The organism is Mycolicibacter virginiensis (genome assembly GCF_022374935.2).
In the GTDB taxonomy this organism is placed as follows: Bacteria; Actinomycetota; Actinomycetes; order Mycobacteriales; family Mycobacteriaceae; genus Mycobacterium; species Mycobacterium virginiense.
Map to the genome: position 1 here is coordinate 2179743 of NZ_CP092430.2, position 26663 is coordinate 2206405.

The 26663-nt window shown below is 69.7% G+C and carries 23 protein-coding genes; 15 read left to right on the forward strand and 8 right to left on the reverse strand.

The window, feature by feature from the left end; genetic code table 11:
* The first annotated feature begins 9 nt into the window (after nucleotides 1–9).
* Both MJO54_RS23640 and MJO54_RS10505 read left to right on the forward strand, forming a co-directional pair.
* Nucleotides 10–2658 carry a PGRS repeat-containing protein gene (locus MJO54_RS23640; protein ID WP_275564499.1) on the forward strand — a complete coding sequence of 883 codons (2649 nt, stop codon included), beginning with the start codon at nucleotides 10–12 and terminating at the stop codon, nucleotides 2656–2658.
* A 113-nt stretch (nucleotides 2659–2771) separates the two neighbouring features.
* Nucleotides 2772–4214, forward strand: coding sequence for a dihydrolipoyl dehydrogenase family protein (locus MJO54_RS10505; RefSeq protein WP_240175887.1), 1443 nt, complete (start codon nucleotides 2772–2774; stop codon nucleotides 4212–4214).
* Nucleotides 4215–4227: 13 nt separating this feature from the next.
* Here MJO54_RS10505 and MJO54_RS10510 read toward each other — a convergent pair whose 3' ends face one another.
* Complete coding sequence (locus MJO54_RS10510) at nucleotides 4228–4860, reverse strand: maleylpyruvate isomerase family mycothiol-dependent enzyme (protein WP_240175888.1); 633 nt, start codon at nucleotides 4858–4860, stop codon at nucleotides 4228–4230.
* A gap of 112 nt (nucleotides 4861–4972) precedes the next feature.
* Between MJO54_RS10510 and argC the strand changes: the two genes are divergently transcribed.
* From argC to argH, 8 genes are all read left to right on the forward strand, one after another.
* Nucleotides 4973–6031, forward strand: a complete 1059-nt coding sequence (argC, locus tag MJO54_RS10515; RefSeq protein WP_240175889.1) for an N-acetyl-gamma-glutamyl-phosphate reductase — start codon at nucleotides 4973–4975, stop codon at nucleotides 6029–6031.
* Entirely contained in the window at nucleotides 6028–7233 is a 1206-nt protein-coding gene (gene argJ, locus MJO54_RS10520; protein ID WP_240175890.1) for a bifunctional glutamate N-acetyltransferase/amino-acid acetyltransferase ArgJ, read from the forward strand. The genes argC and argJ overlap by 4 nt, the downstream gene beginning before the upstream one ends.
* 61 nt (nucleotides 7234–7294) lie before the next feature.
* The gene (gene argB / locus MJO54_RS10525) at nucleotides 7295–8173 is read left to right on the forward strand and encodes an acetylglutamate kinase (protein ID WP_240175891.1); all 879 of its coding nucleotides are present in this window, start codon (nucleotides 7295–7297) and stop codon (nucleotides 8171–8173) included.
* A complete protein-coding gene (locus tag MJO54_RS10530) occupies nucleotides 8170–9345 on the forward strand; it encodes an acetylornithine transaminase (protein WP_240175892.1) in 1176 nt (391 codons plus the stop codon). The genes argB and MJO54_RS10530 overlap by 4 nt, the downstream gene beginning before the upstream one ends.
* On the forward strand, nucleotides 9342–10268 hold the full coding sequence (gene argF / locus MJO54_RS10535; protein ID WP_046284535.1) for an ornithine carbamoyltransferase: 927 nt from the start codon (nucleotides 9342–9344) through the stop codon (nucleotides 10266–10268). Before MJO54_RS10530 ends, argF begins: the two co-directional genes overlap by 4 nt.
* Nucleotides 10265–10750, forward strand: coding sequence for an arginine repressor (locus tag MJO54_RS10540; protein WP_046284534.1), 486 nt, complete (start codon nucleotides 10265–10267; stop codon nucleotides 10748–10750). Before argF ends, MJO54_RS10540 begins: the two co-directional genes overlap by 4 nt.
* A 40-nt stretch (nucleotides 10751–10790) precedes the next feature.
* On the forward strand, nucleotides 10791–11990 hold the full coding sequence (locus tag MJO54_RS10545; protein WP_064888567.1) for an argininosuccinate synthase: 1200 nt from the start codon (nucleotides 10791–10793) through the stop codon (nucleotides 11988–11990).
* Nucleotides 11991–12081: 91 nt separating this feature from the next.
* Nucleotides 12082–13503 (forward strand): argininosuccinate lyase, encoded by a 1422-nt coding sequence (gene argH, locus MJO54_RS10550; protein ID WP_240175893.1) that lies wholly within the window; start codon nucleotides 12082–12084, stop codon nucleotides 13501–13503.
* Here the strand turns inward: argH and MJO54_RS10555 are convergent.
* Genes MJO54_RS10555 through MJO54_RS10565 form a run of 3 tightly spaced genes read right to left on the reverse strand, consistent with a single transcriptional unit; the run spans nucleotide 13494 to nucleotide 16360 of the window.
* Entirely contained in the window at nucleotides 13494–14150 is a 657-nt protein-coding gene (locus MJO54_RS10555) for a biliverdin-producing heme oxygenase (RefSeq protein WP_240175894.1), read from the reverse strand. The two genes, argH and MJO54_RS10555, sit on opposite strands and share 10 nt — an antisense overlap.
* Nucleotides 14128–15582 (reverse strand): PPE family protein, encoded by a 1455-nt coding sequence (locus MJO54_RS10560; RefSeq protein WP_046284531.1) that lies wholly within the window; start codon nucleotides 15580–15582, stop codon nucleotides 14128–14130. The genes MJO54_RS10555 and MJO54_RS10560 overlap by 23 nt, the downstream gene beginning before the upstream one ends.
* Nucleotides 15583–15592: 10 nt before the next feature.
* Nucleotides 15593–16360 carry a siderophore-interacting protein gene (locus MJO54_RS10565; protein ID WP_240175895.1) on the reverse strand — a complete coding sequence of 256 codons (768 nt, stop codon included), beginning with the start codon at nucleotides 16358–16360 and terminating at the stop codon, nucleotides 15593–15595.
* 125 nt (nucleotides 16361–16485) lie between these two features.
* Between MJO54_RS10565 and MJO54_RS10570 the strand changes: the two genes are divergently transcribed.
* Nucleotides 16486–17142 carry a M15 family metallopeptidase gene (locus tag MJO54_RS10570; protein ID WP_105294475.1) on the forward strand — a complete coding sequence of 219 codons (657 nt, stop codon included), beginning with the start codon at nucleotides 16486–16488 and terminating at the stop codon, nucleotides 17140–17142.
* A 194-nt stretch (nucleotides 17143–17336) separates the two neighbouring features.
* On the opposite strand, the gene MJO54_RS10575 is transcribed toward MJO54_RS10570, so the two are convergent.
* Complete coding sequence (locus tag MJO54_RS10575) at nucleotides 17337–19118, reverse strand: ABC-F family ATP-binding cassette domain-containing protein (protein ID WP_064890217.1); 1782 nt, start codon at nucleotides 19116–19118, stop codon at nucleotides 17337–17339.
* Between the two features lie 70 nt (nucleotides 19119–19188).
* On the opposite strand from MJO54_RS10575, the gene MJO54_RS10580 reads away from it, so the two are divergent.
* Entirely contained in the window at nucleotides 19189–22218 is a 3030-nt protein-coding gene (locus MJO54_RS10580) for an acyl-CoA synthetase (RefSeq protein WP_105294474.1), read from the forward strand.
* The gene (locus MJO54_RS10585; protein ID WP_046284527.1) at nucleotides 22215–22439 is read left to right on the forward strand and encodes a Trm112 family protein; all 225 of its coding nucleotides are present in this window, start codon (nucleotides 22215–22217) and stop codon (nucleotides 22437–22439) included. The genes MJO54_RS10580 and MJO54_RS10585 overlap by 4 nt, the downstream gene beginning before the upstream one ends.
* Here MJO54_RS10585 and MJO54_RS10590 read toward each other — a convergent pair.
* The 3 genes from MJO54_RS10590 to MJO54_RS10600 are packed head-to-tail and all read right to left on the reverse strand — an operon-like array spanning nucleotide 22405 to nucleotide 24547.
* The gene (locus MJO54_RS10590) at nucleotides 22405–23025 is read right to left on the reverse strand and encodes a TetR/AcrR family transcriptional regulator (RefSeq protein ID WP_240175896.1); all 621 of its coding nucleotides are present in this window, start codon (nucleotides 23023–23025) and stop codon (nucleotides 22405–22407) included. The two genes, MJO54_RS10585 and MJO54_RS10590, sit on opposite strands and share 35 nt — an antisense overlap.
* On the reverse strand, nucleotides 23025–23855 hold the full coding sequence (locus MJO54_RS10595; protein WP_240175897.1) for an ABC transporter permease: 831 nt from the start codon (nucleotides 23853–23855) through the stop codon (nucleotides 23025–23027). The genes MJO54_RS10590 and MJO54_RS10595 overlap by 1 nt, the downstream gene beginning before the upstream one ends.
* On the reverse strand, nucleotides 23789–24547 hold the full coding sequence (locus MJO54_RS10600; protein WP_046284524.1) for an ABC transporter ATP-binding protein: 759 nt from the start codon (nucleotides 24545–24547) through the stop codon (nucleotides 23789–23791). The genes MJO54_RS10595 and MJO54_RS10600 overlap by 67 nt, the downstream gene beginning before the upstream one ends.
* Nucleotides 24548–24618: 71 nt before the next feature.
* Here MJO54_RS10600 and MJO54_RS10605 point away from each other — a divergent pair, with 71 nt between their 5' ends.
* Both MJO54_RS10605 and tyrS read left to right on the forward strand, forming a co-directional pair.
* Nucleotides 24619–25230 carry a DNA-3-methyladenine glycosylase gene (locus MJO54_RS10605; protein WP_046284523.1) on the forward strand — a complete coding sequence of 204 codons (612 nt, stop codon included), beginning with the start codon at nucleotides 24619–24621 and terminating at the stop codon, nucleotides 25228–25230.
* 17 nt (nucleotides 25231–25247) lie between these two features.
* Nucleotides 25248–26516 carry a tyrosine--tRNA ligase gene (gene tyrS, locus MJO54_RS10610; protein ID WP_240175898.1) on the forward strand — a complete coding sequence of 423 codons (1269 nt, stop codon included), beginning with the start codon at nucleotides 25248–25250 and terminating at the stop codon, nucleotides 26514–26516.
* Nucleotides 26517–26663 lie beyond the last annotated feature (147 nt).

Consider the following 26663-nt stretch of genomic DNA (forward strand, 5'->3'; position numbering starts at 1 on the left):
GGGTGCGTCATGGATGCTCAGGGACACGGCCGGGTCAACCGGCAGCGGGCGGTGGGGGCCACGGGCTCGGTGGCCGGATTCCTGGCGTTCGGGGTGATGCCGTTGTGTGCGGCGCCCGCAGCGCAGGCTGACTTCGGATTCGAGGATCTGTTCGATCCCACCGCGTGGATCCAAACTGCGCCAGCGGATTTCGACGGCTGGACCGAACCCTCAGCGTGGGCTGCGTTGCTGTCCGGGTTCGGCGAGGTATCAGCGGAGCCGGCCGCAGCCGGGGCCGGGGATGCAACGGCGTTCCTCGACCAGTGGTTCTATGAGCCGTTGCACGACGGCCTGCAGCAGTGGATCACCAGCCCGTTTGGAGCTCAGGTCGATGATTTCATCAACCAGTTGTCCGGGCAGTTCCTGATCGGCAACGGTGCTGACGGAACGCTGCAGAACCCGGACGGCGGGAACGGCGGATTGTGGTTCGGCGACGGTGGGGCGGGCTTTGACGGCACCGGCCAGGGCGTGGCCGGTGGCGACGGCGGCGACGCCGTGGGCTGGATCGGCAACGGCGGCGCAGGCGGGGCGGGAGCGGCCGGTTTGGACGGCGGTGACGGCGGCTCCGGCGGTCTGATGGCCGGTTCCGGCGGTGCGGGCGGTGAAGGCGGGGCCGGGATCGCCGGCGGGGCCGGTGGAGCCGGAGGTGACGGCGGGGCCGCGCCCGGGTGGTTGTTCGGCTTGGGCGGCCTCGGCGGGGCCGGCGGTGACGGTGGTGTCGGTGTGACCGGTGCGGCGGGGCAGTGGGCGCTGGGCGGCGGTGTCGGCGGGGTGGGCGGTGTCGGCGGGGCCGGCGGCGCGGGCGGTCAGGGCGGCAATGCCACGGGCATGTTCGCCAACGGCGGCGGGGGCGGTGCCGGCGGCAACAGTGGTGACGGCGGCCGGGGCGGCGGCGGGGCAATCGGCGACGCCGCCACCCGCGGCAGTGGCGGCAACGGTGGTACCGGCGGCAACGCCGGTAGCAGCGTCGGAGCCGGCGGTGCCGGCGGTACCGCCGGCATGGTGGGCCAGCAAGGCGCTCACGGCAGCGATGGAACGCTGGGCAACGGCGGCGACGGCGGCGATGGCGGCGCCGGGGTCAGCGGTGCCTACATCCTGGCCGGCGACGGCGGTGACGGTGGTGCCGGCGGTAGTGGACTGGTCGGCGGCAACGGCGGCGTCGGTGGTGACGGTGGCGTGGGCTCCGGGTTACGCGAAGAACCGTTGGGGCTGGCCCAGTTCCTGGCCGCACAGACCGGTGGCAACGGCGGTACCGGTGGCACCGGAGGCCTGAGCATGGTGGCCGGCGGTGTGGCCGGCGGCGGCGGCGATGGCGGGGCCGGTGGTGACGGAGCCAGGTACATCGACGGGGTGCCGGGTGTCGGCGGTCCCGGGCAGGGCGGAGTCGGTGGCGCCGGTGGTACGGGCGAGGCCGGCGGCGCCGGCGGGCCCGGCTACGGCGGCGGTGGCGGCGGCGGTGGTGGCGGCGCCGCCATCTACAGCACCGGAGGCGGGAATGCCGGTGGTACCGCGATCGGCGGGAACGGCGCTGCGGGCGGCGCGGGGTCGGCCACCGCGGCCGGCGGTACCGGTGGACACGGTGGCTGGGCTCTCATTTCCGCTGACGGAGCCGGCAGTGTCGCCGGCGGCGCCCTGAGCGTGGCGACCGGCGGGGCGGGCGGTGCCGCCATCGGAAGCGGGTCCGGCGGTGCCGGCGGCTTGGCCGCCATTCTGGCCGACAGCGCGGGCAACGCCAGCGGTACGGTGACCGCCGGCCACGGCGGTGCGGGCAGTGACGGTGGCACCGGCGGCGACGGGGGCGTGGCCGCGAACGCGGCATTGCTGACGACCGGCGGCACCGCCACCGGTGACTCCGTCGGCGGCAACGGTGGCGACGCCACCGGCACCGGCAGCATCGGCGGTAACGGGGGCGGGGGTGCGGTCCAGGTCAGCCAAGCTCCTGGCTCCGCGACCGGCACCGGCACCGGCGGGCAGGGCGGGGCCGCCAGCAACGGGGGCCACGGTGGTAACGGCGGAATTGGCGGGGTGGCGAGTTTCTGCGACTGCTCGACCAGCGGTGACGGGCGTGGCGGTGACGGGGGCGCCGCAGACGGGGCCGGCAGCGTGGGTGGCGACGGCGGCGGCGGTGCGGTACAGGCACTGGGCACCGGCTCCGGCTTCATCAGCGGTGGCACTGCGACCGGCGGTAACGGCGGGGCTGGTAGCGGTGGAGCCCACGGTGGCGCCGGCGGCATCGGCAAGGTCGAGGGCGACGGGGCCAGCTTCTACTCCATTACCGGCGGCAGCGCGACCGGTGGAAACGGTGGCGATTCAGGCGCCCCAGGAGTCGGAACCGCGATCGGCGGCGCCGGCGGAGCCGGAGGTCTGGGCCAGGTCGAGATGGACACCGGGTCCAGCACGGACGCCGTCTCCCGCGGCGGTGATGGCGGTGTCGGCGGTGACGGCGGCGCCCCCGGTGCCAACGGAACCGGCGTCGGTGGCATCGGAGGTGCCGGGGGCACCGGTGGCGAGGATGGCACCGGTGTGGGTGGCATCGGCGGCAACGGGGGCCGTGGCGGGAACGGCGGGTTCGACGGCACCGTTGGGGCTGTCGGGTCAGCCGGAGCCAATAACCCCTGACCGCGCTGCCGGCCGCGGAGATCCTGCTCCAAACTGCGCAGATGACAGTTGCTGCTCGGGCATGCTGACAGTCGACACCGTTCGCGGAGCGGGACCTTGAGGGGGTCGACTCGATGCACGAATCCGAAACCGTTGACGTCGTCGTCCTCGGTGCCGGACCGGTCGGGGAGAACGTCGCCGACCGCGCCCGCGCCGCCGGACTGGCGGTGGCGATCGTGGAGCGCGAACTCATCGGCGGTGAATGTTCTTACTGGGCCTGCGTTCCCAGCAAGGCGCTGCTGCGGCCGGTGCTCGCGCTCGACGATGCGCGCCGCGTCGACGGCGCGCGACAGGCCGTCAGTTCTTCGATCGATGCCGCCGGGGTGTTTGGGCGCCGCAATCGCTATGTGGGGGACTGGGACGACTCCGGGCAGGCGGACTGGGTCAACGGGATCGGCGCGACCCTGGTGCGCGGCCACGGTCGCCTGGACGGGCCACGACGAGTGGTCGTCGCGACCGAGGCTGGCGAGGTGACGCTGACCGCCCGGCACGCCGTCGTCATCTGCACCGGAACCCGCGCGGCCCTGCCGGATCTACCGGGAATGGCCGACGCCCGTCCGTGGACCAACCGCGAAGCCACCGAGGCCACGACGGTGCCCGGGCGCCTCGCCGTGGTCGGGGCCGGTGGTGTGGGCGTTGAGATGGCCACCGCCTGGCAGGGATTGGGCTCGGCGGTGACGCTGCTGGTGCGCGGCTCGGGGTTGCTGCCGCGGATGGAACCGTTCGTCGGCGAATACGTCGCCCGCGGCCTGGCCGACGCCGGAGTCGATGTGCGCACCGGTGTTTCGGTCGCCCGGCTCGAGCGTGCGGGCGACGGCCCGGTGCGGTTGCAGCTGACCGATGATAGCGAGCTCGAGGTCGACGAGATCCTGTTCGCGACCGGCCGCACCCCGCTCACCGGCGACATCGGCCTGGAAACCGTCGGGCTCACCCCCGGCGACTGGCTGGAGGTCGACGACACCTGCCGGGTGCGCGCCGTCGACGAAGGGTGGCTGTATGCGTGCGGCGACGCCAATCACCGCGCGCTGCTCACCCACGAGGGCAAATATCAGGCGCGCATCGCCGGCGACGCCATCGGAGCCCGGGCCGCCGGGGAATCACTGGACACCGCGCCGTGGGGCGTGCACGCCGCCACCGCCGACCATCACGCCGTACCGCAGGTCTTCTTCACCGACCCCGAAGCGGCCGCGGTCGGGCTCACCGTCGAGCAGGCCGAGCGGGCCGGCCACCGGGTGCAGGTGGTGGACGTGGAGATCGGCGACGCGGTGATGGGGGCCAAGCTGCACGCCGACGGCTACCGTGGGCGTGCGCGCATGGTTGTCGACGCCGGCGAATCGATCCTGCTCGGCGTGGCATTCGTCGGCCCCGGCGTGGCCGAGCTGCTGCATTCGGCCACGGTCGCCGTCGCCGGCCGGGTGCCGATCAGCCGGCTGTGGCACGCCGTGCCGTGCTTCCCGACGATCAGCGAGATCTGGCTGCGGCTGTTGGAGGCCTACCGCGACGCGGAGCAGGGCTAGCGGTCCACAGCGATCAGCCGTTTCGCAGCAACTCTGCGCCTTCGCCGCTGAGGTGGGGCAGCGCGGCCGAGTCGCGCCCGGTCGCCAACAGGAGTAGCGCCGAGACCGGCCCTTCGATGATCGGGCCCGAACCCTTGTCCCAGTCGGTGTCCACTGCGCGCACCCGGTAGGGCGCCAACCGGGTGGCCGCATAGAAGGGAAATCGCGGGTTCCAGACGCTTTCGAGCGCCACTTGCGCTGCATCCGTGGGCATCTCGCGCTGCAGACCGAGGGGAACCGCGATGTCCTGGCCGTGTACCAGCAGATCCATCAGCCGATCGGTCGGGGTCGTGCTGACGGCGGTGAAGCGTGAGCCGATCGTGCTGCGCAACTCGCTGAGCAGCTCTCGATCATCGGTCTTCGTGGCGTGCCGGGTCGCGGTATCGAGCATCATGCGGTCGACACTGCCGCGAGCCCGCAGCAGACTGACCAGAATCCGGCCGACGTGGGCATGGGCCGAGATCGCCAGATGGGCGACCACATCTCGGACCTGCCACCCCGGGCACAGGCTGGCATGGCGCCACTGCGATGCGGTGAGGTTTTCGAGCAGTTCCACCAGGCCGCTGCGCTCGGCGTCGGCGGCTCGCCAGATGTCCTCGGTGTTCACGGCCCGCTCCCTTCGTTTGATGCCTACGCTAGGGGAGATCGCGGGCCCGACGGCTACTCTCGGCTTTGCGCAGCGACAGCTTTTTAATGAGTTTGCATCTATGCGCATAGTCATGCAGAATCGTCCAGTGACCAAAGCGATCAAAGTGGCGGTGGCTGGTGCCAGCGGCTACGCCGGCGGGGAGATCCTGCGGCTGCTGCTCGGGCACCCCGCCTACGCCGACGGCCGGCTGAGCATCGGCGCGCTGACCGCCGCCGGCAACGCCGGCAGCACCCTGGGCGAGCAACACCCGCATCTGGTGCCGCTGGCCGACCGCGTCCTGGAACCGACCGAGGTCGACACCCTGGCCGGGCACGACGTGGTGTTCCTGGGCCTGCCGCACGGACATTCGGCGGTGCTGGCCGAGCAGCTCGGTGACGACACCGTGGTGATCGACTGCGGAGCGGACTTCCGGCTGGGCGACCCGACCGATTGGGAACGCTTCTACGGCTCGGCGCACGCCGGCACCTGGCCCTACGGCCTGCCCGAGCTGCCCGGCGGGCGTGACAAACTCATCAACGCCAGGCGGATCGCGGTGCCGGGCTGCTACCCGACCGCGGCGCTGCTGGCGCTGTTCCCGGCCGTCGCCGCCGGACTGGTGGAACCCGACGTCACCGTGGTCGCCGTCAGCGGCACCTCCGGTGCCGGCAAGGCCGCCAAGGTCGACCTGCTGGGCTCGGAGGTCATCGGCTCGGCGCGGGCCTACAACATCGGCGGGGCGCACCGGCACACCCCGGAGATCAGCCAGGGGCTGCGCGCGGTCACCCATCGCGACGTCAGCGTCGCGTTCGTCCCGGTGCTGATCCCGACATCCCGGGGCATCCTGGCCACCTGCACCGCCAAGACCACCGCGTCGCTGTCCGAACTGCGGGCGGTCTACGAAAAGGCTTACCACGACGAGCCGTTCGTGCACCTGCTGCCCGAAGGCCAGCTGCCCAAGACCGGATCGGTGATCGGCAGCAACGCCGCCCACCTCGCGGTCGCCGTCGACGAGGACGCCTCGACGTTCATCGTGATCGCGGCGATCGACAACCTGGTCAAGGGCACCGGCGGCGCGGCCGTGCAGGCGATGAACCTGGCGCTGGGCTGGCCGGAGACCGAAGGACTTTCCGTCGTAGGAGTGGCGCCGTGAGTGACAACGTTCGGCTGGTGCGCGAGCAGGGCGTCACCGCGCCCGGAGGCTTCCGGGCCGCCGGAATCGCCGCCGGCATCAAGGCTTCCGGAAATCCGGACCTGGCGCTGGTGTTCAACGAGGGCCCGGACTACGCCGCGGCCGGGGTGTTCACCAGCAACCAGGTCAAGGCTGCGCCGGTGCAGTGGAGCCGGCAGGTCCTCAAGGGCGGCCGGTTGCGGGCGGTGATCCTGAACTCCGGCGGTGCCAACGCCTGCACCGGTCCGGGCGGTTTCCAGGACACCCACAGTACGGCCGAAGCGGTCGCGGCGGCACTGTCGGAGTGGGGCACCGAGACCGGTGCGGTCGAGGTCGCGGTCTGCTCCACCGGCCTGATCGGTGACCGGCTGCCGATGGACAAGCTGCTGGCCGGTGTCACCGACGTGGTGCAGGCCATGGCCGGCGGCCTGGTCGGCGGAGACGAAGCCGCCCGCGCCATCATGACCACCGACACCGTCCCCAAACAGGTTGCGCTGCACCACAAGGGCGACTGGACCGTGGGCGGCATGGCCAAGGGTGCCGGCATGCTGGCACCATCGCTGGCCACCATGCTGGTGGTGCTGACCACCGACGCCAAGGTGGATGCGCAGGCTCTGGACGTCGCCCTGCGCCGGGCCACCGCGGTGACTTTCGACCGGCTCGACATCGACGGCAGCTGCTCCACCAACGACACGGTGCTGCTGCTGGCCTCGGGCGCCAGTGAGATCACGCCCAGCCAGGACGAGCTGGACGCCGCGGTGTTGGCGGTCTGTGACGACCTGTGCGCCCAGCTTCAGGCCGACGCCGAGGGGGTCACCAAGCGGGTGTCGATCACCGTCAGCGGCGCCGGTAGCGACGCTGACGCCCTGATCGCCGCGCGGATTGTTGCCCGCGACAGCCTGGTCAAGACCGCGCTGTTCGGCTCGGACCCCAACTGGGGACGGGTGCTGGCCGCCGTCGGGATGGTGCCGTTCACCATCGACCCGGACCGGATCACGGTGTCGTTCAACGGCTCCCCGGTGTTCTCCGGCGGCTCGCCGATGCCCGGCGCCCGGGATGTCGACCTGTCCGGGGCGGACATCCACGTGACGGTGGAACTCAACCTCGGCAGCGGGCAGGCCACCGTGCGCACCACCGACCTGTCGCACGCCTACGTCGAAGAGAACTCCGCGTATAGCTCATGATTCCCCCTCCTCCTCATCGCTCCGCAAGCTCCGCTCTGCATCGTCGGCGGAGGCAAACCTCATGACCGAAAAACTCACCACCACCGTCAAGGCCCAGGTACTGGCGGAAGCCCTGCCGTGGCTCAAGCAGCTGCACGGCAAGATCGTCGTCGTCAAGTACGGCGGCAACGCCATGACCGACGACACCCTCAAGCACGCGTTCGCCGCCGACATGGCTTTCCTGCGCAACTGTGGCATCCACCCGGTGGTGGTGCACGGCGGCGGGCCGCAGATCAGCGCCATGCTCAAACGGCTCGGCATCGAAGGTGATTTCAAGGGCGGATTCCGCGTCACCACACCCGAAGTGCTGGACGTGGCGCGCATGGTGCTGTTCGGCCAGGTCGGCCGCGAGCTCGTCGGCCTGATCAACGCCCACGGCCCGTACGCGGTCGGCATCACCGGCGAGGACGCCGCGCTGTTCACCGCGGTGCGGCGCAGCGTGAATGTCGACGGGGTCGCCACCGACATCGGGCTGGTGGGCGACGTTGACCAGGTCAACACAGCCGCGGTGCTGGACTTGATTGCCGCAGGCCGGATTCCGGTGGTCTCCACCCTGGCGCCCGACCCCGACGGGGTGGTGCACAACATCAACGCCGACACCGCCGCGGCCGCCCTGGCCGAAGCGCTGCAGGCCGAGAAGCTGCTGATGCTCACCGACGTCGACGGTCTCTACACCGACTGGCCCAACCGCGATTCGCTGGTCAGTGAGATCGACACCGCGACCCTGGAGCAACTGCTGCCGAGCCTGGAGTCCGGCATGATCCCCAAGGTCGAAGCCTGCCTGCGTGCCGTCCGCGGTGGGGTGCCCAGCGCCCACATCATCGACGGCCGCGTCGAACACTGCGTGCTGGTAGAGCTTTTCACCCACGCCGGTACCGGAACCAAGGTGGTAAACGCATGACGCTCCAAAGCCGCTGGCAAGCGGTGATGATGAACAACTACGGCACCCCGCCGCTGGCACTGGTCAGCGGCGAGGGCGCAGTGGTGACCGATGAGGCCGGCAAGAGCTACGTCGACCTGCTCGGCGGCATCGCGGTCAACGTGCTCGGCCATCGCCACCCGGCGGTGATCGAGGCCGTCACCACCCAGCTGAACACGCTCGGCCACACCTCGAATCTGTATGCGACCGAGCCGGGCATCGCCCTGGCCGAGGGCCTGGTCGATCATCTCGGCGCTCCGGCGCGGGTGTTCTTCTGCAACTCCGGGACCGAGGCCAACGAGGTGGCCTTCAAGATGACCCGGCTCACCGGCAAGACCAAGGTCGTTGCCGCCCAAGGCGCTTTCCACGGCCGGACCATGGGATCGCTGGCGCTGACCGGCCAGCCCGACAAGCAGGCGCCATTCGAGCCGCTGCCCGGCGACATCACCCACGTGCCCTACGGCGACACCAAGGCACTGGCCGCGGCGGTCGATTCGAGCACCGCCGCGGTGTTCTTGGAGCCGATCATGGGGGAGGGCGGCGTTGTCACCCCGCCGGCCGGCTACCTGGCCGAGGCCCGCGGCATCACCGCCGCCCACGGCGCCCTGCTGGTGCTCGACGAGGTCCAGACCGGGATCGGGCGCACCGGCGCCTTCTACGCCCACCAGCACGACGGCATCACCCCCGACATCATCACGCTGGCCAAGGGGCTGGGCGGCGGGTTGCCGATCGGTGCCTGCCTGGCCGTCGGCGCGGCCGGTGACCTGTTGACCCCGGGCTTGCACGGCAGCACCTTCGGCGGCAACCCGGTGTGCACGGCGGCCGCGTTGGCGGTGCTGCGGGCACTGGCCGACGGCGACCTGATCGCCCGGGCCGCCACCCTCGGCAAGACGCTGAGCCACGGGATCGAGGAATTGGGTCATCCGCTGGTCGACCACGTGCGCGGCAAGGGTCTGCTGCAGGGCGTGGTGCTCACCGAGCCGAAGGCCAAGGCCGTCGAACTGGCCGCCCGCGAGGCCGGCTTCCTGGTCAACGCCGCCGCGGCGGGCGTGGTCCGGTTGGCGCCGCCGCTGATCGTCACCGACGAGCAGATCGGCAGCTTCATCAGCGCGCTGCCGGGCATCCTCGACACCGCGCAGGAGGCTGCACAGTGATCCGCCACTTCCTTCGTGATGACGACGTCACCGCGGCCGAACAGGCCGAAATCCTGGCTCTGGCAGCGGAACTGAAAACCGCGCCGTTCAGTCGCCGGCCGCTGGAAGGCCCCCGCGGAGTCGCGGTGATCTTCGACAAGAACTCCACCCGCACCCGGTTCTCCTTCGAGATCGGCATCGCCCAACTCGGCGGGCACGCCGTCGTCGTCGACGGCCGGTCCACCCAGTTGGGCCGCGACGAAACCCTCGAAGACACCGGGCAGGTGCTGTCGCGCTACGTCGACGCCATCGTCTGGCGCACCTTCGCCCAGGACCGGCTGACCGCGATGGCCGGCACCGCGACGGTGCCGATCGTCAACGCGCTCTCCGACGAGTTCCACCCATGCCAGGTGCTGGCCGACCTGCAGACCATCGCCGAACGCAAAGGCGCGCTCAAAGGTCTGAAGCTGACCTACCTCGGCGACGGCGCCAACAACATGGCGCACTCGTTGATGCTCGGCGGCGTGACCGCCGGGGTACACGTCACCGTCGCCGCCCCGGAGGGCTTCACCCCCGACCCCGCCGTCGTCGCCGCCGCGCAGGCGCGCGCCGCGGAGACCGGCGCCTCGGTCACGCTGACCGCCGATGCGGCCAAGGCCGCCGTCGGGGCCGACGTGCTGGTCACCGACACCTGGACCTCGATGGGCCAGGAGGACGACGGCCTGGACCGGGTGGCGCCGTTTCGGCCGTTCCAGATCAATGACGAACTCGTCGGCCTGGCCGACCCGGAAGTCACGGTGCTGCACTGTCTTCCGGCGCACCGCGGCGACGAGATCACCGACTCGGTGATCGACGGACCGCGCAGCGCGGTGTGGGACGAGGCCGAGAACCGTCTGCACGCCCAGAAGGCGCTGCTGGTCTGGTTGCTGGAACGGTCACGATGAGCCGCGCCGACAGCACCGTCACACGAGTGGGCCGCCAGGCCCGCATCGTCGAAGTGCTGTCCTCTGCCTCGGTGCGCAGCCAGACCGAGCTGGCCACCATCCTGGCCGCCGACGGCATCGAGGTCACCCAGGCCACCCTGTCGCGCGACCTCGAAGAGCTGGGCGCGGTGAAGCTGCGGGGCCCGGATGGTGGAGTCGGGGGATACGTCATTCCCGAGGACGGCAACCCGCTGCGCCTGTCCGGCGGCACCGACCGGCTCTGTCGGCTGCTGGCGGAGCTGCTGGTGTCCACCGATGCCACCGGAAACCTCGCCGTGCTGCGCACCCCGCCCGGGGCAGCGGACTACCTGGCCAGCGCCATCGATCGGGCCGCGCTACCGTACGTCGTCGGCACCATCGCCGGGGATGACACCATCTTCGTGGCGGCCCGTGAGCCGATGACCGGCGCCGAACTCGCCGCCACCCTCAACGACCTGCAGTAATACCCAGAAGCACACAGCAACACAAAGCAAGGAGAACTCGATGTCCGAACGCGTCATCCTGGCGTATTCCGGCGGCCTGGACACTTCGGTGGCGATCAGCTGGATCGGCAAGGAGACCGGCCGCGAAGTGGTCGCCGTCGCCATCGACCTCGGCCAGGGCGGCGAGGACATGGAAGTGGTGCGCCAGCGGGCCCTGGACTGCGGCGCGGTGGAGGCCGTCGTGGTCGACGCCCGTAACGAGTTCGCCGACGAGTACTGCCTGCCGACCATCAAGGCCAACGCGCTCTACATGGACCGCTACCCGCTGGTCTCGGCCATCAGCCGGCCGCTGATCGTCAAGCATTTGGTGGATGCCGCGCGCAGTCATGGGGGCACCATCGTCGCGCACGGCTGCACCGGAAAGGGCAACGACCAGGTCCGCTTCGAGGTCGGCTTCGCCTCGCTGGCACCCGAACTCGACGTGATCGCACCGGTCCGCGACTACGCCTGGACTCGGGAGAAGGCCATCGCGTTCGCCGAGCAGAACGACATCCCGATCAACGTCACCAAGCGCTCGCCGTTCTCGATCGACCAGAACGTGTGGGGCCGCGCGGTGGAGACCGGATTCCTCGAAGACCTGTGGAACGCCCCCACCAAGGACGTCTACGACTACACCGAGGACCCGACGGTCAACTTCAACGCCCCCGACGAGCTGATCATCAGCTTCGACAAGGGCCGCCCGGTGGCCATCGACGGCCGCCCGCTCAGCGTCCTGCAGATCATCCAGGAGCTCAACACTCGCGCCGGCGCGCAGGGCGTGGGACGGCTCGACGTGGTCGAGGACCGGCTGGTGGGCATCAAGAGCCGCGAGATCTACGAGGCGCCGGGCGCGATGGTGCTGATCACCGCGCACACCGAGCTCGAGCACGTCACCCTGGAGCGTGAACTGGGCCGCTACAAGCGTGGTGTGGACCGCAAGTGGGGCGAGCTCACCTATGACGGCCTGTGGTTCAGCCCGCTCAAGCGGTCGCTGGAGGTGTTCGTCGAGGACACCCAGCAGCACGTGTCCGGTGACATTCGCCTGGTGCTGCACGGCGGCAGCATCATCGTCAACGGTCGGCGCAGCGCGGAGTCGCTCTACGACTTCAACCTGGCCACCTACGACGAGGGCGACACCTTCGACCAGACCGCGGCTCGGGGCTTCGTCCAGATCCACGGGCTGAGCTCCAAGATCTCCGCCCGCCGGGACCTGGGCTCGTGAGCCCGGTCCTTGTCCGCGAGTGCCATTCTGACGACGCGACACACCGGTGTGGCGTCGTGAAAGTGCCACTCGGCGAAACAAGGTGGCCCGCATGAGCACCAATGAGGGATCACTGTGGGGCGGACGGTTCGCCGAAGGACCGTCCGACGCGCTGGCGGCGCTGAGCAAATCCACCCACTTCGACTGGGTGCTGGCGCCCTACGACGTGGCCGCGTCCAAGGCGCACGCGAAGGTGCTCTACGGCGCCGGGCTGCTCACCACCGAGCAGCGTGACGGCCTGCTGGCCGGCCTGGACAGCCTCGGCGAAGACGTCGCCGACGGCAGCTTCGGGCCGCTGGTCACCGACGAGGACGTGCACGGCGCGCTGGAGCGTGGCCTGATCGACCGGGTCGGGCCCGATCTGGGCGGCCGGCTGCGTGCCGGGCGCTCGCGAAACGATCAGGTGGCCACGCTGTTTCGGATGTGGCTGCGTGACGCGGTCCGCCGGGTGGCGGCCGGGGTGCTCGACGTGGTCGAGGCGCTGGCCCACCAGGCAGGCGCCCACCCGAGCGCGATCATGCCGGGCAAGACGCACCTGCAGTCGGCGCAGCCGGTGCTGCTGGCCCACCACCTGCTGGCCCATGCCCACCCGCTGCTGCGCGACGTGGACCGGATCCTCGACTTCGACGCCCGCGCCGCGATCTCGCCTTACGGGTCGGGCGCGCTGGCCGGCTCGTCGCTGGGCCTGAACCCGGACGCCATCGCCGCCGAACTCGGCTTCGCCGCCGCCGCGGACAACTCGATCGACGCCACCGCCGCCCGCGACTTCGCCGCCGAGGCCGCGTTCGTGTTCGCGATGATCGCCGTCGACCTGTCCCGGCTGGCCGAAGACATCATCTTGTGGAGTTCAACGGAATTCGGCTACGCGGTGCTGCACGACTCCTGGTCGACCGGCAGCTCGATCATGCCGCAGAAGAAGAACCCCGACATCGCCGAGCTGGCTCGCGGGAAGTCCGGCCGGTTGATCGGCAACCTGACCGGCCTGTTGGCGACGCTCAAGGCCCAGCCGCTGGCCTACAACCGGGACCTGCAGGAGGACAAGGAGCCGGTGTTCGACTCGGCGGCTCAGCTGGAGCTGCTGTTGCCGGCGATGGCCGGGCTGGTCGGCACCCTGCGGTTCGACACCGAGCGGATGGCCGCGCTGGCACCGGCCGGCTACACCCTGGCCACTGACATCGCCGAATGGCTGGTGCGCCAAGGAGTTCCGTTCCGCATCGCGCACGAAGCGGCCGGCGCAGCGGTGAAGGTCGCCGAGCAGCGCGGCGTCGGCCTGGACGAGCTGACCGACGACGAGCTGGCTGCCATCAGCCCGGACCTCACCCCGCAGGTGCGCGAGGTGCTGACGGTCGAGGGCTCGGTGGGCTCTCGTGGCGCCCGGGGCGGTACCGCACCGGTGCGAGTGGCCGAGCAGCTGGCAGCGGTCCACGAAGCCGTCAGCCAGGCGCGCCGTCGGACAGCCGGAGATCAGCGGTAGTACGACGCCAGGTTGTCGGCCAGTTCGTCGAACAAGTCCTGGTTGAGTCCGAATGCGTGCCTGACCTCATCGACCACGCGAGCGATTTCGTCGGGCTCCAGCCCGAGCTCGTCGAGGCGGGCACGGTAGGCGTCCTTGTACGGCTTCGCCCGCACCGGGAACTCGTAGAACGACAGGCCGGCGCCGCCGAGCTCGAACGTGCGGTCCAATACGCGTCCGATCGCCTGGCCGCCGGAGAGGTCACCCAGGTAGCGCGTGTAGTGGTGGGCCAGCAACTCGCTGGTCGAGGCCGCGGCAATCCGGTCGCAGTACGCCTGGGCGGCAGGCGAATCGACCTCCGCGACGGCTCCGCCGGCCCAGAACTCCAGGTCGGCCTCGATCGCTGCGAGCCGTTCCAGCGCGGGGTCGTACACCGATGCGACGAGAGCGTCGTCGCGGTTCGCCCGTACCGCGGCCTCCAGCACGGCGTAGACCATCCGCAACCGCAACAGGTAATCGACGTAGCCCTGTTCGTTGACCTTGCCGCCCATCAGTTCTGACACAAACGGCGAGGCCTCGGCGGCGTCGTGCGCCGCCTGCGATCCTTCCCGCATGGCGGTGGACAACGATCGGACGGCATCGGGGTCAACCGGGGCCTTCAGCGGCATGCTGTGATCCGTTCCCTTCTTCGCGGGTGCTCTCGGTGGTCCAGCTTCCCGGCATCATCGGGCTGGTGGCCCGGGTGCCGAATGCATCTTCCGTCAGCGTAGTGAGTCCGGCCGGGTCCGCCAGTCCAGACTTCGCCACAGTGCCGGTCGATCCGATCCCGGCGCTGCCTGAGGTGCTGGCCATGGTGAGGAATTCGTAGCGGTAGCCGCGGGCTTTGGCCGTAGCGATGCGGCGCTTGCGTACCGCGGCCTTCTTCCCGGTCGCGGCCACCGCGGCGGCGTCGGCGTCGGTGCGCGCGCTACGCGAGGCCCGGGAGGCCGCTGAGGCCGGCTGCCCCATGGTGGGGCCGAAGCCGACGCCGGGCCCGCCGCCGGAAACCGCGTAGTACAGCGCCATCGGGGCGCTGGCGGCCGCCGGAATCGGTGCCGGTGGTGCCGGAGCGGTGGTGACGCTCGGCGACGGTGCCGCAGGCGCTGGCACTGCGGCCGAGGGGGGAGCCGGCACCACGACCGCAGCCGGGAGATCCTGGGCAGGTGCGCTGATGACGGTCGGTGCCGGGGTGGCGGGCACCTCGGCCATCGCGGCCAGCCCGGACAATCCCAACGCGATCGGGATGGCCGCCGACGCCGCAGGCCCCATGATCGCCGCGTAGATCGGCGTTCCCATCACGCCGAAGGTTGCTGTGTAGGCGAAGAGGTAGAACAGCGGCAGCCAGGTGGTCGCCGCCGCCGCTGGGTCGGTCGCAAAGTCGACGACGACCTGGTACAGGGTGCCGAGTGGATCCGACAGCACCCGCTTGAGCATGCGATACATGCTGCTGAAATGTTCGGAACCAGAAAGCCATTCCTCGATGGGGTCGGTGAAGGCGGCGGACCCCGCCTCACCGACACCCGGCTCGAGAACAGACGGCGCCGGCACCGTCTGCGGTGTTGCTGCGACGCTCGCCGCGGAGACAGCCTGGTAGACGCTCATGGTGGTGGCGGCCTGCAGCCACATCCGGATGTAGTCCGCCTCGGTGACGGCGATCGGGATCGCGTTGATACCGAAGAAGTTTGTCGCCACCAACGCGCCCAGCGTCGCGCGGTTGGCGGCCAGTTCGGCGACGGTCGGCATGGCTGCCAGAGCCGCGGTGTAGGAGCCGGCCGCTGTCTGGAGCTGGGCGGCTGCGCTGGCGCTGTTCGCACCGGCCTGCATCAGCCAGGCCAGGTAGGGCGCGTGCGCGGCAAGGTAGCGCGTCGCGGTTTGCCCGTCCCATGATCCGGCCTGCACGGCACCCAAGATTGTGGTGAGTTCTGCTGCGGCTGTGGCGTATTCGCTGCTCAGCACCGCCCAGGCATCGGCAGCGGCCAGTAGGGTTCCGGCCCCGGCACCGCTGCTGAGCAGAGTGGAGTGCACCTCGGGGGGTAACGCCATCCAGATGGGTGTGGTCATGGTCGTGGGCTCACTCCATGCCAGTGCGGCCGGGAGTCCAGAACGGTTTGGTGCGAATGCGCCGTCGATCCCAGCCGCGTTCGGTGATCAGGATCTTTCGCAAGGTTTGGATGGTGCGGGCCTCACCGGCGAGGTAGGCGACGCCGGGGTGATCGGGAAGGTCGAGGTTGCGCAGGGCGTCGGCGAGGACGGGGGAGTTCGCGGCCGAGGCGTCACCGCGCTCGACCTGGGGCACGGACCGCGTGAGCGGAAGGTGATCTGCTTCGCTCGCGGCCTCGATGACGCCGTACACCTCCGCGTCCGGTCGTAGCGACCGCAGCATGGCGGCGAACGCGACCGAGGCCGTCTCATCCCCGGCGAACACGTGGTAGGCAGCGTCACGGCGGACGACGAAGTTGCCCTGCGGCCGGGTGAAATCGACCTGGTCTCCGAGCGACACGGCCGTCGCCCACCGCCGGGCGGGCGTCACGGCGTCTGGATCGAAGCCGTGTTGGAACATCACGATGTCGAGCGTTCCGGCGTCGGCATCCGCGTCGTAGACGGAGTAGGTGCGCAAGGCGTCGTGGGGATGCAGCCGCAGCACCGAATCGAGTAGGCCGGCGACCTGCAGACGGACATGCTGGCCCGGCGTCCAGGTCAGGCCCCGCAGGCGTGGGCCGGTGAAACGGATGCGGCGCATCGTCGGCGTCAGCTGTTCGACCTCGCCGACGGTTGCGGACAGAAACAGCGCGTCGCGCAGGGTGCTGACGAGGGGAAACGAATCGAGGAGCGGTGCCACGGGGGCCTCCCAGGAGTCAAAGTAATTAGGTATGCCTTACCTAAGCGGCGACAGTAGCAGATCTGACGCTGGGTTAGCGTGAATGGATCAACGGCAGCCGAAAGATCTCGACCGCGTGGCGCCTGATGGCGGCGATCACGCTCTGCGGGCTGCTGCCACAGTGCACTGGAGCCGCACCGCCGCCACCCACCTCGGCGCCAGCAGCATCATCGCCCCGCAACGCACCCGAGCCCGCCACCGTCGCACCCGTCACGGCCGCCGAACTCGGCCCGACCTGGCACCGCGGCTGCCCGATCACCCCCGCGCAGCTGCGGCGGATCTCGTTGACCTACCTCGGATTCGACGATCGGCCGCACCGCGGCGAATTGATCGTGAACCAGGCGCTGGTTGCGCAAGTCATCGCCATATTCGACCGGCTCTACCGGCTGGAGTTCCCGATCGAACGGATGCAACCGGTGGCGCAGTATCGGGGCGGTGACGACGAGCTGTCGATGGAGGACAACAACACCTCGGCGTTCAATTGCCGGCGCATCCCAGGCTCGGGCAATTGGGCGCTACACGCCTATGGCCGTGCCATCGACGTCAACCCGCTGCTGAATCCGTTGGTCGACCACGGCAGGTTCGAGCCGCGCAACGCCGGGGTCTACCTGGACCGCCGGCGGATCGAACCGGGCCTGCTGCATGCCGGTGACGCTGCGGTTCGTGCCTTCACCGACGCCGGATGGCGCTGGGGCGGCAACTGGAAATCGCCGGTGGACTACCAGCATTTCGAGCGGCGCTGACGCGACGAAAGTCACACCTGCCACATTCGCACCGTCGGCCGACCAGGCACCGAAGTGGAAAAAGGATGTCGCCGGCGATATCACCACCGCGGCGCCGGCCGACAGATAGCGCATGCGCTATCCAAATCGGCAACACCCACATGCGTCTCCCGCGTTGCCGCTGGGACTCATCGGACGGAAGCGGCTATTCGGGGTTAGTCAAGGAGCTCCGAGAGCTCCAACCAACGGCCCTCTTGCTCGGCCACCTCGGCCTCCAGCGCCCGCAGTTCCCGGGTGAGCTCGGCCAGGCCCACATGATCGGACTGGTCAAAGGCGGCCAGCTCGTGATGCTTGGCCTCGATCTGTTCGGCCAGCCGCGCCAACCGGCGATCGACGGCGGCCAGATCCTTCTGTGCCGCGCGCAGTTCCGCTCCCGACAGCGGAACCGGACCGTCGGCAGCCGTGGCCGCGGGCCGCGACACCGGTGCTCGACGGGCCTCGGCGGCCAGCTGCAGGTATTCGTCGACGCCGCCCGGCAGGTGCCGCAGCCGCCCGTCCAGGATCGCGTACTGGTTGTCGGTCACCCGCTCCAGCAGATACCGGTCATGGGAGACCACGATCAAGGTGCCCGGCCAGGAGTCCAACAGATCCTCGGTGGCGGTCAGCATGTCGGTGTCGACGTCGTTGGTGGGTTCGTCGAGCACCAGCACGTTCGGCTCGGCGAGCAAGGTGAGCATCAACTGCAGCCGCCGCTGCTGCCCGCCGGAGAGCTCGCCCACCCGGGCCGACAGCTGAGCGCTGCCGAACCCGAGTCGCTCCAGCAGCTGCGCGGGCGTCATCTCCTTGCCGTCGACCTGGTAGTCGTTGCGCAGCCGGCCCAGCACGTCGGCCACCCGATCTTCGGCGAGGGTCGCCAACTCCGCCGACTGCTGGTCCAACATGCCCAGTCGCACCGTCTTGCCGCGCTTGACCCGGCCGCTGTCGGGCACCACCGTGCCGGCGATCAGACCGAGCAGGGTGGATTTCCCGGCGCCGTTAGCGCCGACGATTCCGGTGCGCTCGCCGGGGCCGATCCGCCATTCGACGTCGCGCAGAACCGGTCTACCGTCGAATGAGACCGTCACATCGAGCAGGTCGATGACGTCCTTGCCCAGCCGCGCGGTCGCCAGCTTCATCAGCTCGACTTCGTTGCGCAGCGGCGGAACGTCGGCGATCAGCGCGTTGGCCGCCTCGATGCGGAACTTCGGTTTGGAGGTGCGGGCCGGTGCCCCACGTCGCAGCCAGGCCAACTCTTTGCGCATGAGGTTCTGCCGCCTGGCCTCACTGGCCGCGGCCATCCGGTCGCGCTCCACCCGCTGCAGAACGTATGCCGCGTAGCCGCCCTGGAACGGTTCCACGATGCGGTCGTGCACTTCCCAGGTGGTGGTGGCCACTTCGTCGAGAAACCACCGGTCGTGGGTGACGACCAGCAGGGCACCGGTACTGCGGGCCCAGCGCTGCTGAAGATGGCGCGCCAGCCAGGTGATGCCTTCCACATCGAGGTGGTTGGTCGGCTCGTCGAGGCAGATCACGTCCCATTCGCCGATCAGCAAGGCCGCCAACTGCACTCGTCGCCGTTGCCCTCCGGACAGCCCGGAGATGGTTGCGTCCCACGAGATATCGGAGACCAAGCCGTCGACCACGTCACGGATTCGCGGGTTGGACGCCCACTCATGGTCGGCCTGATCACCGACCAACGCCACCCCCAGCGTGCTGTCGGGATCGAGGGTGTCGGCCTGGTCCAGCAGCCCGACTCGCAGCCCGCTGCGTCGGGTGACGCGGCCCGAATCCGGCGTCGCGGCGCCGGCCAACAGGCGCAGTAGCGACGATTTTCCGTCGCCGTTGCGCCCGACGATTCCGATCCGGGCGCCGTCGTTCACCCCTAGGGTGACTGAGTCCAACACCACACCGGTGGGGTACCGCAGGTGAAGGGCCTCAGCTCCGAGCAGGTGTGCCACCGCCGCAACGGTACTGCCTGCCCCTGGGCGAATGGTGAACCAGCCGGACGAATCGGCCTGATGTGCCAGAATGTGCACGTCATTCCAGGATCGAGCGCAAAGTAGGGGAGCAGCGGTGGATCTGAACTTGTCGGCCATTACCCGGCCGGTCGAGTGGCTGATGGCCACCGCACAGAACGGCCTGGAAGTTCTGCGCTGGGGCGGCCTCGAGACCGGAACGGTGCCATCGCCGTTCCAAATCGTCGAGAGCACCCCGATGTACAAGCTGCGGCGGTATTTCCCGCCGGACAGCCGACCGGGCCAACCGCAGCCCGGGCCGCCGGTGCTGCTGGTGCACCCGATGATGATGTCGGCAAACATGTGGGACGTCACCCACGACGAGGGTGCGGTCGGCATTCTGCACGACGCCGGTGTGGACCCGTGGGTGATCGACTTCGGCTCACCGGACCAGATCGAAGGCGGCATGCGCCGCAATCTGGCCGACCACATCGTCGGCCTGAGCCAGGCCATCGACACCGTCGCCGAGACCACCGGGCGCGACGTGCACCTGGCCGGCTACTCCCAGGGCGGCATGTTCGCCTATCAGACCGGGGCATACCGGCATTCGAAGAACATCGCCAGCATCATCGCGTTCGGTTCGCCGGTCGACACCCTGGCCGCGCTGCCGATGGGGCTGCCGCCCAATCTGGCCTCCGGTGTCGCCGGCTTCATGGCCGACCATGTCTTCAACCGGCTCGACATCTCGGGATGGCAGGCGCGCCTGGGCTTCCAGATGATGGACCCGCTCAAGACGGCGAAGGCGCGGATGGACTTCCTGCGCCAGCTGCACGACCGCGAGGCCCTGCTGCCGCGCGAGGCGCAGCGCCGCTTCTTGGAGTCCGAGGGCTGGATCGCCTGGTCGGGTCCGGCGATCTCCGAGCTGCTCAAGCAGTTCATCGCCCACAACCGGATGATGACCGGTGGTTTCGCCATCAACGGGCAGCTGGTCACCCTCACCGACATCACCTGCCCGGTGCTGGCATTCGTCGGCGAGGTCGATGACATCGGCCAGCCGGCGGCGGTCCGCGGGATCCGCCGCGCGGCTCCCGACGCCAAGGTCTTCGAATACCTGCTGCGGGCAGGTCACTTCGGCCTGGTGGTGGGTTCCAAGGCCGCCGAACTGACCTGGCCGACCGTGGCGCGCTGGGTGCTGTGGCAGTCCGGGATGGGCCCGCAGCCGGCGGGGGTGGCGTTGATGTCCGCGCAGCCTTCCGAAGGCGCCAAGCGCGGCGTCGCGATGACGTCGCGGATCGCCCACGGGCTGGGTGAGGCCTCCGAGGTCGCGCTGACGCTGGCGCGCGGCGCCGCGGACGCCATGGTGGCGGCGCAGAAATCGGTGCGCACCATGGCCGTTGAGACCGCGCGCACCCTGCCCCGGCTGGCCCGGCTCGGACAGATCAACGACCACACCCGAATCTCGTTGGGCCGCATCATCGATGAGCAGGCCGCCGACTCGCCCGACGGCGAATTCCTGTTGTTCGACGGGCGAGTGCACACCTACGAGGCGGTCAACAAGCGCATCGACAACGTCGTCCGCGGCCTGATCGACGTCGGCGTGCGCCAAGGCGTCCACGTCGGCGTGCTGATGGCCACCCGGCCCAGCGCCCTGGTCGCGATCGCGGCGCTGTCCCGGCTGGGCGCGGTCGCCGTACTGATGCCGACCGACGGCGACCTGCTGCCCGCGGCTCGCCTGGGCGGCATCTCCGACATCATCGTCGACCCCGAGACCCTGGAGCTGGCCGGCGCGGCCGCCCGCGAACTGGACTGCCAGGTACTGGTGCTCGGCGGCGGTGAAGCCCGCGACCTGGACCTGCCCACCGACATCGACGTCGTCGACATGGAACAGATCGACCCCGACGCCGTCGAACTTCCCGGCTGGTACCGGCCGAACCCGGGCTTCGCCCGCGACCTGGCGTTCGTGGCCTTCGGCAACGCGGCCGGCGAGCTGGTGGCCAAGCAGATCACCAACTTCCGCTGGGCGCTCTCGGCGTTCGGCACCGCATCGACAGCGGCGCTGGGCCCCAACGACACCGTCTACTGCCTTACGCCGCTGCACCATGAATCCGGGCTACTGGTCAGCCTCGGCGGCGCCGTCGTCGGCGGTGCCCGCATCGCCCTGTCGCGCGGCCTGAACCCGGACCGGTTCGTCGCCGAGGTGCGCCAGTACGGCGTCAGCGTGGTGTCCTACACCTGGGCGATGCTCGGCGAGGTCATCGACGATCCGAACTTCGTCTTGCAGGGCAACCACCCCGTTCGGCTGTTCATCGGTTCCGGAATGCCCGTCGGCCTGTGGAACCGGGTCACCGAGGTGTTCGCCCCGGCCCACGTCGTCGAGTTCTTCGCCACCAAGGACGGTCAGGCCGTGCTGGCCAACGTCTCTGGCGCCAAGGTCGGCAGCAAGGGGCGCCCGCTGCCCGGAGCGGTGGATGTGGAACTGGCCGCCTACGACTGCGATCACGACCTGATCCTGGAAGACGACCGAGGTTTCGTGCGGGTCGCCGAGACCGACGAAGTCGGTGTGCTGCTGGCCAAACCCCGTGGACCGATCGACCCGTCGGCCTCGGTCAAGCGGGGCGTGTTCGCGCCGGCCGACACCTGGATTTCCACGGAGTTCCTGTTCCGGCGCGACGCCGACGGCGACTACTGGCTGGTCGGCGGGCGCGCATCCAGCGTCCGCACCGATCGCGGGATCGCGTTCCCGGTGGTCATCACCGATGCCCTGGGCGCCGTCACCGGCGTCGATCTGGCGGTCACCTATCGGGTGCCGACCGAGGGGGCGGACCTGGTGGTGTCGGCGGTGACGGTGCAGCCGGGTGCCTCGGTGACCGCTGCCGACCTCAGCGAGGCGGTGGCCGCGCTTCCCTCCGGTGTCGGTCCCGATGTCATCCACCTGGTGCCCAACCTGTCACTGAGCACGGTGTACCGCCCGGTGGTGGGTGCGCTGCGCGAGACCGGGCTGCCCAAGGCCGGACGCAACGCCTGGTACTTCGATGCCAGCACCCGGCAGTTCAAACGGTTGACGGCCGCGGTGCGCGCCGAACTGGCCGGTGGTCGCCCGTGATCGACCAAGACCTGCTGGACATCCTGGTCTGTCCGGCCGACCGCGGCCCGCTGCTGTTGGTGCAGCGTAGCGGTGCTGATGCGCTCTACAACCCGCGCTTGCATCGGGCCTACCGCATCGACGACGACATTCCGGTGCTGCTGATCGACGAGGCCGAATCCGTCAACGAGGACGAGCACGCCCTGCTCATAGACCAAGCGGGCCCGGCAGATCCCCAGTGAGATAACGCTGCAGGGTCGGGGCGATCATCGCCACCACCTGCTGCGCCGGCAGTGAGGCGATCGGCTCCAGCCCGATGATGTAGCGGGCGACCACGACGCCCATCAACTGACTGGCGGCGAACTCGGCGCGCAGGACGCCGGTTCCTGACGGTTCGTCGATTCGCGGGGCGAGCTCGGCGATCACGATGTCCCGGAAGAACGACCGAGCCAGTGGCACCTCGGTCCCGGTGAGCATGGAGCGTAACGCCGCAATCAGTCCGGTGCCGGCCTGCGAATCCCACAGTGGCAGCAGCAGTTCGGGCAGGGTGCGCCCGAGTACCTCGACCGGTGTCTCGCGCAGCGGCCCCAGCACCGTCATCGGATCGATCGGCAGCTCGACCGCGGCGGCGAACAGCTGCTGCTTGGTGCCGTGGTAGTGGTGCACCAGCGCCGCGTCGACGCCCGCCGCGGCGGCCACCGCTCGGATTGAGGTGTTCGCGAAACCATTGCGGGCGAACAAGTCTCGGGCCGCCGTCAGGATCTTGTCTCGGTTGTCGGAGGCGCCCGACGGGCGGCCCGGCTTACGGCTGTTTGATGCGGTGGCCATCACGGCGTCCGTCGCCGCAGGGTGACCGCGGCCAGTCCCAGTGCCGCGACCGCGAACGCCAGCACGATGACGATGTCGCGCACCGCGACACCGGTCAGTTCCGGGTGGGTGCCCACCTGCTGCAGCGCTTCGAGGGCGTAGCTGGCCGGCATCGCGTTGCTCACCCACTGCAGCCACTCGGGCATCGCCGCGCGCGGCACGATGATTCCGGCCAGCAACAGCTGCGGCACCATCACCAGCGGAATGAACTGCACGGCCTGAAATTCGGTGCGGGCGAACGCGCTGCACAGCAGCCCCAGGCCGACACCGAGCATCGCGTTGATGATCGCGATCCCGAACACCCAGGCCGGGCTGCCCACGGTGTGGAAATCCAGCAGCCAGAACGCGACAACACACGCCAGGCTGGCCTGGGCGGCCGCGGCGATCGAGAACGCCGTCCCGTAGGCGGCGAGCAGGTCGACCCGGCGCAGCGGGGTGGTCAAGATGCGCTCCAGGGTTCCCGATGCGCGTTCGCGCTGCATGGTGATCGCGGTGATGACGAACATCAGAAACAGCGGGAACAGTCCCAGCAGGATTAGACAGGCGGCATTGAACGGCGACGGGGTGCCCGGCGGGTGCACGGCGCCCGAGAACATGAAGTACATCAGCGTGATGACCAGGCTGGGCACAGCCAAGATCATCGCGACACTGCGGTGATCACCGGCGAGTTGGCGCAGGATTCGCAGCGTGGTGGCCACGAAGGGCCGCAGCTGCAGGAATCCGGTCACCCGGCTCGGGGCGCGGTGGTGCGCCGGATGATGGACAGGAACGCTTCCTCCATCGACGAACATCCGGTCTCCTCTCGCAGTCGTCTCGGGGTGGTACGCGCCAGCAGCCAGCCCTCGCGCATCAGCAGCAGATCGCCGCAGTGGTCGGCCTCGTCCATCACATGACTGGACACCAGCAATGTGGTGCCGCGCCGGGCCAACGCCGAGAACTGCTGCCAGAGCTCGGCGCGCAGCACCGGGTCCAGGCCGATCGTCGGCTCGTCGAGCACGAGCAGGTCCGGCCGGCCGACCAGGGCGCAGGCCAGCGAGACCCGGGCGCGCTGGCCGCCGGACAGGTTGGCGCAGTAGTCGCCGTGGTGCTTGCGCAGGTCCACCGCCTCGATCGCGTCGTCCGCGTCGCGTGCGTCCACGCCGGCGAGTGCGGCGAAGTACCGCACGTTGTCGATCACCCGCAGGTCGTCGTAGATGGTGGCCTGCTGTGGCATGTAGCCGACCCGGTGGCGTAGTACGGGGGAGCCGGCCGGACTGCCCAGCACCTCTACTCGGCCGTCGGTGATCAGTTGAGTACCGACGATGCAGCGCATCAGGGTGGTCTTTCCACAGCCAGACGGCCCGAGCAGGCCGGTGATTGTGCCTGGGGCGATCTGTACCGAGAGGTCGTGCAGTACCGGCCGCTTGCCGCGCACCACCCTCAGGTGATCGATCGCGACGGCCGGGCCCGACCCCGAGAATTCATCACGCGATGAAATCATCATGCGTTGAATAATCGGCGCGGCGCGACGCCCTGTCAAGGGGCGGGAGCGGTCTCAAGGCAGAATCTCCCAGCGTGAGTGCTGCCCGGCTTGCCGTGGATCCGGTCGCGGCTGCCCAGCGGTTGCTCGGCGCCACCCTCACCTGCCGCGGCGTGGAGGCGACGATCGTCGAAGTGGAGGCCTACGGCGGCGTACCGAACGGTCCCTGGCCGGACCCGGCGGCGCATTCCTTCCGCGGACCCACCCCGCGCAACACCGTGATGTTCGGCCCGCCCGGGCACCTGTACACCTACCGCAGCTACGGCATGCACATCTGCGCCAACGTGGTCTGCGGCCCGGACGGGACGGCCGCTGCGGTGCTGCTGCGGGCGGCGGTGATCGACGAGGGCAAGCCGCTGGTTCAGGCCCGCCGCGGTGACGCCGTACCGGAGGTGGCATTGGCCCGCGGCCCGGGCAATCTCTGCTCCGCCTTGGGAATCACCATGGAAGACAACGGAATCGACTTGTTCGATCCGCGCAGCCCGGTGCGGCTGCAGCTCGGCGGGACGATGCCGGCGCAGACCGGACCTCGAGTGGGCGTCAGTCAGGCCGCCGACCGTCCGTGGCGATTGTGGGCGCCCGGGATACCCGAGGTTTCGGCGTACCGACGCAGCCCGCGGGCACCGGCGCCCGGCGCCTCGGACTGATCCGGGAAAATCAACCCATGCCGACGACGATTCTCGACGAGCTGACCTGGCGCGGGCTGATCGCCCAGTCGACTGACCTGGACGCCCTGACCACCGATGTGACGGGCGGGCCGATCACGGTCTATGCCGGATTCGACCCGACCGCGCCCAGCCTGCATGCCGGAAACCTGGTGCCGCTGCTGGCGTTGCGCCGATTCCAGCGGGCCGGACACCGGCCCATCGTGTTGGCCGGCGGTGCCACCGGACTCATCGGCGACCCTCGAGACAGTGGCGAGCGGACCCTGAACACCGCCGACACCGTGGCCGAGTGGTCCGAGCGGATCCGCGGGCAGCTGGAGCGCTTCGTCGATTTCGACGACGGCCCGACCGGTGCCGTGGTGGTCAACAACCTGGACTGGACCGCCCCGCTGTCGGCGGTGGAATTCCTGCGTGACGTGGGCAAACACTTCTCGGTCAACGTGATGCTCGACCGTGACACCATCCGGCGCCGCCTCGATGAGGGTATCTCCTACACCGAGTTCAGCTACATGCTCCTTCAGGCCAACGACTACGTGCAGCTGCATCAGCGGTACGGCTGTTCGCTGCAGATCGGCGGTTCCGATCAGTGGGGCAACATCATCGCCGGGGTCCGACTGGTGCGCCAGAAACTGGGAGCGACCGTGCACGCGTTGACCGTGCCGTTGGTCACCGCCGCCGACGGCACCAAGTTCGGCAAGTCCACCGGTGGCGGCAGCCTGTGGCTGGACCCGGAGATGACCAGCCCGTACGCCTGGTACCAGTACTTTTTCAACACCGCGGACGCCGACGTGATCCGCTACCTGCGCTGGTTCACCTTCCTGTCCGCCGAGGAGCTGGCCGCGCTGGAGGAAGCGACCGCCGAGCGCCCGCACGAGCGGGCCGCCCAACGCACGTTGGCCCGGGAGTTCACCACCTTGGTGCACGGGGAAGCGGCCACCGAGGCGGTGGAGCTTGCCAGCCAGGCGCTGTTCGGCCGGGGTGAACTGACCCGTTTGGACGAGTCCACCCTGACCGCGGCCCTGCAGGAGACCTCGGTGGCGCAGCTGGAGCCCGGCGCCGCCGACGGAATTGTCGACCTTTTGGTCGCCACCGGTCTGTCGGCAAGCCGGGGCGCGGCCCGGCGCACTATCGGCGAGGGCGGCGTCTCGGTGAACAACGTTCGCGTCGACAGCGAGGAATGGACACCGCAGCCCGAGAATTTCCTGCATGGCCGGTGGTTGGTGTTGCGCCGCGGTAAGCGCAACGTGGCGGGTATTGAGCGGGTCTAGTGAGGGGCTCGCGGGCGGGCCGTCGGCACAGGTTGATCTTGAAAAATCATCCTGACCAGCGGATTTGACTCTAAGATTCCCCTCGCGTAACTTAATCCACGTCGCAGGGAGCGCCGGAAACGGAAGCCCCAGAGACACCCCGGAGAG